Origin of the sequence: Bacillus sp. AP50 (assembly GCF_040492675.1) — a bacterium.
Classification (GTDB): Bacteria; Bacillota; Bacilli; order Bacillales; family Bacillaceae_G; genus Bacillus_A; species Bacillus_A cereus.
Window position 1 is genome coordinate 1 of sequence record NZ_JBEUTW010000494.1, and the last position, 5028, is coordinate 5028.

Sequence of the window (5028 nt, forward strand, 5' to 3'; positions counted from 1 at the left end):
ATAATGTATTTGTTCCTCAATCGCTGTGTATTCTTCAATTTCATATTCTTTATGCATGTGTACACCCCTTTAAGTTTTTTACATGAATTACTTATCACAATTTTCACTCGACAAATTTTAAGTTTTTTGATTATTTACACTATAACAAACAATCAGGGTCAAATTTTGTTACTTTATGTAACGTAGAAAATTTTTAACAAAATTGTAATGTTAACTCCTGCAAAATACATAAAATCTCTTTACTCACTTTTGTATAAAAAAATCGTACAGCTTAATTTAACTGCACGACTACAATCTCTGGCCTATTCAAAATTCTTTGCGGAATGATACTATTTCCTAATCCTCTACTCACTACCATTGATGTATTTTGTTCTACATATAAACCTGCTGTATATTTAGGTAAAACACCTTGATTTGGAGCAACTAATCCACCGATAAATGGCAATCTAACTTGCCCTCCATGAGCATGTCCCGATAAAACCAAATCCAACCTCTCATTCGTATATTCCTTTATAAATTCAGGCCTATGGGATAATAATACATTATATCTATCTGGCTGCATTTCAATTTTTGCTTTTTTAATTTCATCTATTATAATATTTCCTTCATCACGGTTTCCAGTAACAAACTCTGGATCATCAATACCTAGCAAGTTTATTTCTTGCTCACCCTTTCGAATGCCTACATGTTCATTCCTTAAAACATTGACACCATATTTCTTCAACTCTTTTTCTAAACTGTTATACTTTCCAGACCATTGTTCATGGTTTCCTGTCACAAAATATACAGGATACTTATTTACCATTTTTTGTATTAATTGCATACTCACTTCTGCATCGTATGATTTACTGTCAATTAAATCACCCGTAATCGCAATAATATCTGGGTCTATACTTTTTATTTTTTGAATTAACACATCTTGATTATCGCCAAATTTTTTATTGTGTAAGTCTGAAATTTGTAGAATTTTATACCCTTTAAAAGAGGATGGTATTTTACTAGAGGTTATTTTAACCTCAGTTATACTTATTAAATTGTTCTGTAAATATAAAAAGATTGTAAAACCTACTAATATACAAATAATCATTACAATTCTATTAATTTTCTTTTTCATATTTTCTCCTTTACATTCTCATCAAACACTTCTATATGCTAACTGAATTATATTATACTTTCTTGAAATTTATTTAAATCAATATAATAATACAGTACATGAAATTTCGTATGAGATATGTCATATATATTCGTTATATTTTTACTTTTACCTTTTTAATAATAAGAATACAAAAACGACTCTTATCACAAGAAAAGAGTCGTTTTCTAACTTTATACTTTTAATACTTTCATGTTAAAAATGCGAAAACTAAAATACTATTTAAGAGCCTTAACTATAACTTTAGTTGCCTCTGCAATGAGTTGATTATCATAGGTTGCCTCTTTCTCATCTTTACTAGATAAAATTGCGATGATAATTGGTGCTCTATTTGGAGGCCAAACGATAGCAATATCATTTCTTGTCCCGTAACTACCAGCACCTGATTTATCTCCAACTACCCATTCAGTTGGTACGCCTGCACGAATAAGTTTGTCCCCTGTAGCATTTCCTTTCATCCACTCTGTAAGAATTTTACGTTTTTCAGCTGGAAGTGCATTTCCGACCGTAAAAGCTTTAAGATTCGTAGCAATAGCTTTCGCTGTACTAGTGTCACGAATGTCTCCTGGAATAGCTTCGTTTAATTCTGTTTCAAAGCGATCAGACATAGTAATCCGATCCCCCATATGCCTAAGCGCTTTTTCATATCCTTTCGGTCCTCCTATTTTATTAAATAAAATGTTCCCTGCAGTATTATCGCTTGAACGAACAGCTGCCTCAGCAATTTCTCCTAGTTTCATTCCAGTATCTACATGTTTCTCTGTAACAGGTGAATAATCCACTAAGTCTTCTTTCGTATATGTAATTACTTCATTTAATGAATCAATTGAGTTTTGCTGTAGTAATACTCCCGCGGCTAAAGCCTTGTAGGTTGATGCGAAGGCAAATCTTTCGTTAGGTCGATAAGAGATTGTTTGATTTGTACCAGTATCAATCGCATATACACCTAATCGAGCATCAAATTTTTTCTCAAGTTGAGAGAACTCTTTATGCGTTGCCTGATTTTTATGTTTCACTTGACCAGTCTTTTCTTTCGCTTCAACTTGCAGTGCCCCTCCTGTAAAAGCTTCTAGGCTTGTAAGACTTAAACCTAATATACCAACGCATATTCCTATTTTTAGCATCCTCTTATTTTTCAAAATCATCATTCCTTCCAAATTTTTAGCACCTTTTTATACGTACACATAATAGACAATCACCGAACCAAATTTGTTCCATAAACTGAAAAAAATTTATAGCTAGTATGAGAGTTATTAACAAAATAAGAGATAGTAGCTACGACGCCTCTATCTCTTATTTCATATTTCATTTTTTTACTTATAAATGGCTTTATATGAACAGGGTCTCTTCCCTGAGAAAAGTACTCTAATTTTGCTTAGAACTACCTGTACTAGTAGCTTCACCATGTATACGTTGCTGTTTTAAATCAAAGTATACATCTAATACTTCCTTTCCAATTATAGAATTAATTCCATTTTTATCATCATGAAGCCATGGAACTACTACGGAAAATGCTACTTCTGGATTATCATATGGAGCATATCCAACTAACGTTAAGTTGTAGCATTCCATACGTTCTCCTTTTGCATTTCTACCAATCGGGTCATCTCCACCATATACAGTTTGGGCTGTTCCTGTCTTTCCTGCTGGTTTATATGGCGCGTTTTTGAAATATTTCACGCCAGTTCCATCACCTTCTTGGAATACCCATCTAAACCCTTCTTTTATCCGATCAATATGTTCTTTCTTCATATCAATTCGATTTAATACGACAGGCTCTATGGAACGTATAACTTTGCCAACCTCTTCTTTTATTGATTGTTCTCGTATTTCTTGTACAATTTGAGGTTGCATTCTATAACCACCATTCGCAATCGTTGAAATATATTGCGCTAATTGCAACGGCGTATACGTATCATACTGACCGATAGAAAAATCTAGTAAAAACCCAGGTTGACTATCTACTTTTCTCGTTTGTCCAATTATTTCATTCGGTAAATCAATACCTGTTGGGACACCTAAACCAAATTGCTTGAAATAATAGCGCATCGTATCAAATGCTCCTTGTTTAATATCCAATGAGCCATTTGGTACGTAATTGACTCCCGCAATTTTTAAAGCTGTTTGGAACATGTATACATTCGAAGATACTTGTAAAGCCCGTAAATCATTAATATTACCAAATCCGGATACATTCCACGATTTCTTAGCTTGTGTACCTTTAAATTTCATCGGCGCGTCATAAAATTGATCTCCTGGATGTATTGCCCCTGTCTCATATCCAGTTAATAAAGTAGCACCTTTTACAGCTGACCCTAGCTCATACGAAGTTGTCATGTTACCTAATGCCAAATCCTCAACCTCTATTCTTCCTTCTTTTTCTACAATCTTTTTGCCTGCCATTGATAAAATTTGTCCGTTATTTGGATTCGTCATGACAACAAAAGCTCGATCGAGCAGTGGCTCTGAACTCTTAAAAGCTCTCAAGTTTTTCTCTATACTTTCTTCCACTTTCTTTTGTAATTCCATATCAATCGTTAATGTTAAACTATTACCACTTTTTCCTTTAGAGATTATTTCTGTGCTAACAATGTTTCCTGATTTATCAGTAATATTTTTCACTTCTTCTTTTGTGCCGTGTAATACATCTTCATATCGTTGTTCAATATAACTTTTTCCAACACGATCATTACGGTTATATCCACGTACTAAATAAGAATCTAAATTTTCTTTCGGTAATCCTTCTTCACTACTCGTAATATTTCCTAATACAGAACGAAATAAATTACCATTTACATAATTACGTTCCCAATCAACAGTTGCATCTACTCCTGGAAAATTCGCAAGGTTTTCACTTATCCGCGCATACTCTTCATCTGTTACATCTTTTTTAATGATTTGTGGTGTTAGTTGATAACCTGAACTCATTTTACTTTTAATAGCTAACACCTTTAAATCTTGTGTTGTTAATTCTGCTAATTCTACCTCTGTAACACGACCTCGTCTTAAGTCTTCTATTTTTTTATCTAACTCTTTTCCCTCTATACCCTTTTCTTTAAACTTTTCTATATCTTTCTTAGTAATCTTTGTCTCCGCACGTTTCAAATTCAACTGCATCCAAAAATCTTTTTTATCGATATCTGTTAATTTATTTATATCTTGTTCAGGCATTTCAAGTACTTTCGCCAAGTCTTTTGCTGTTTTTAAAATATCTTCACTCGTAATTCCCTTCACCCTTGTATACGTAATTGTGCGAAGAGATTTATTATTAACAACTGTTTTCCCTTCTCGATCTAAAATTTGTCCACGTGGAACTGGAATACTAGTTATTGCATTTTGACTACTTTCCACTTGGTTCTTATAAGCCTCTCCCTCAACGATTTGTACCTTTCCTAGCTGCATAATAATAGCTGAGAATAGTACAAATATGCAAAGGAACATTATATTTAATCGAATAGATATATATGTCTTCTGCTTCTTGCCTTTTTGTTCTTTCATAAATCCTCCATTTAATCCTTTCAGAAATTGCTACAAATACTAAAAGCATTTCTTATATATTAGATACCGCTAATCGGTTATAAATATCGCCTCAATTTTTTGCTTAATCCTTGTAAGCATCCATTCTTTTTCGTTTAGCTACGGCATTAATAACTCTCCCTTCTTGTTTTCTCTCTATTTTTTTGCCGCTTGCATTAGAAGTGCTAAACTGTATAATGACTCTTATTAAACTTACATATAGACTTGCTAGTAAATTTTCATGCTAATTATTCCTTTCTTCATGCTTTAATACTTAATAGACAACCTAAACAATAAAGTTGTTCCACATTTACAAAAAAAATAATTAAATATAAGATGAAATAGGCTACATAAGGGAG

3 protein-coding genes are annotated in these 5028 nt (G+C 32.8%); all 3 read right to left on the reverse strand.

Features of this window, described 5'->3' with window-relative positions; all coding sequences use genetic code 11:
- Positions 1-271 precede the first annotated feature (271 nt).
- A complete protein-coding gene (locus ABWK52_RS25320) occupies positions 272-1114 on the reverse strand; it encodes a metallophosphoesterase (RefSeq protein ID WP_000727188.1) in 843 nt (280 codons plus the stop codon).
- Positions 1115-1371: 257 nt separating this feature from the next.
- Positions 1372-2298 (reverse strand): class A beta-lactamase Bla1, encoded by a 927-nt coding sequence (gene bla / locus ABWK52_RS25325; protein ID WP_118043436.1) that lies wholly within the window; start codon positions 2296-2298, stop codon positions 1372-1374.
- Between the two features lie 220 nt (positions 2299-2518).
- Positions 2519-4651 carry a peptidoglycan D,D-transpeptidase FtsI family protein gene (locus ABWK52_RS25330; RefSeq protein WP_098541295.1) on the reverse strand — a complete coding sequence of 711 codons (2133 nt, stop codon included), beginning with the start codon at positions 4649-4651 and terminating at the stop codon, positions 2519-2521.
- Positions 4652-5028: the final 377 nt, after the last annotated feature.

Bases quoted from the DNA above. Each gene is read 5' to 3' on its own strand.
- ABWK52_RS25320 (WP_000727188.1), bottom strand. From the start codon at position 1,114: ATGAAAAAGAAAATTAATAGAATTGTAATGATTATTTGTATATTAGTA.
- bla (WP_118043436.1), bottom strand. From the start codon at position 2,298: ATGATTTTGAAAAATAAGAGGATGCTAAAAATAGGAATATGCGTTGGT.
- ABWK52_RS25330 (WP_098541295.1), bottom strand. From the start codon at position 4,651: ATGAAAGAACAAAAAGGCAAGAAGCAGAAGACATATATATCTATTCGA.